Here is a 1251-nt window from a genome sequence, read left to right as displayed (position 1 = left end):
TACCCGCATAGTCGCGCCTGGCTTTGCCGATCACATCGGGAATGCCGTAGGCGATGCGCCCCGACGCCTTACCTTCGCCAGGAACCGCCAGCCCGTCGACGCCGATGGGATTCGGCCGCCACCACGTTCCGGACGCGTCGATTACGGCGCGGGCGAGAACCCGGTGCTCGCCGGAAGCGTCCTCGTAGCGAACGACGAACGGCGAATGCTTGCGCCCATCGTTCGAGACTTTGTCATGCCCTTGCCGGGTTACGGCAGTGACGGTAGCCCCGAGTTTCAGGCTGGGGGCGATCTCCGGGAGGGATGCGAGAGGAGCAAGATAGTCGCGGACGATCTCTCCGCCCGTTGGCAGTCCGCGCGAGTCCGGAGCCTTCCACCCAGACCGATCGAGCAGTGCCCGCGCCGCCGCGTCGACGTTGTATTCCCAGGGCGAGAAAACCCGGACGTGTCCCCATTCGAGAAGCGCCGCGCCGACGCTTTCGCCGCGTTCGAAGATAACCGGGCGGATGCCGCGCTCGACGAGATGCGCAGCGGCGGCCAAGCCGACTGGGCCAGCGCCGATGACTGCTACGGGGAGGTCTGCCATCATGTCCATTTGTTCCATCCTTCCGGTATCTTCGAATTATCTAGGCAAAAAAAGGTCATGCCACGGTTTCGTTAACCGCCGGCGCGCACTTTGCGTCGGCGCAGCACTCGTCGGCGAGATAGCCGATCAGCGCGTTCATGCCGGGATAGTTGGCGCGGCAGATCAGCGTCGTCGCCTGGCGCTCTTGGGTCACAAGACCTGTGTCGACGAGCCGCTTGAGATGATGCGAAAGCGTCGACGAAGGGATTTCGAGCTTCTCCTGGACACTGCCGACCGGAAGGCCGTCATCCCCAGCACGGACCAGGATGCGGTAGAGCTGAAGCCGCGTCGGGTTGCCGAGCGCTTCGAGCTGAGAGGCAGCTTTTTCGAGTTTCATGGAAATACTATTAGACCCGACAGATCATACCGTCAAGCTAATTTCGAATAATGTGGAAATAAGATGCTTCAGCTGTTTACGCGGCCTGCAGTTCGGACTTCGTTGGCGCACGCACGACAAGGCCGAGCCCGATCAGGATCACCGCCCCTCCAGCCAGTACCGAGGGCGAAGGGCGTTCGTTCAGGAAGAGGAAGGCTATGATCACGCCGATGATCGGCATCAGCAACGCGAACGGTGCGACCTGGTCGATGCGATATCGGCGAAGCAGGCCATACCAGATGCTGTAAGC

At 61.8% G+C, this 1251-nt stretch carries 3 protein-coding genes; all 3 read right to left on the bottom strand.

The annotated features are described in order from the left end of the window. Positions 1–595: FAD-dependent oxidoreductase (locus EN914_RS35900; RefSeq protein WP_164779191.1), on the bottom strand; the 595-nt coding region annotated here is incomplete at its 3' end. Positions 596–641: 46 nt separating this feature from the next. Further along, positions 642–962: a helix-turn-helix transcriptional regulator gene (locus EN914_RS35895; RefSeq protein WP_024505026.1), complete on the bottom strand. Its 321-nt coding sequence runs from the start codon at positions 960–962 to the stop codon at positions 642–644. A 76-nt stretch (positions 963–1038) separates the two neighbouring features. Beyond that, a partial coding sequence (locus EN914_RS35890) for an EamA family transporter (RefSeq protein ID WP_164779190.1) occupies positions 1039–1251 on the bottom strand: 213 nt, incomplete at its 5' end.

Origin of the sequence: Mesorhizobium sp. M7A.F.Ca.CA.001.08.2.1, from assembly GCF_003998455.1 — a bacterium.
Taxonomy (GTDB): Bacteria; Pseudomonadota; Alphaproteobacteria; order Rhizobiales; family Rhizobiaceae; genus Mesorhizobium; species Mesorhizobium ciceri.
Note: the sequence above shows the minus strand (reverse complement) of the source record. Positions and strands in the feature narration are given on the sequence as shown.

Coding starts and splice junctions, on each gene's coding strand:
- EN914_RS35895 (WP_024505026.1), bottom strand. CDS start 962: ATGAAACTCGAAAAAGCTGCCTCTCAGCTCGAAGCGCTCGGCAACCCG.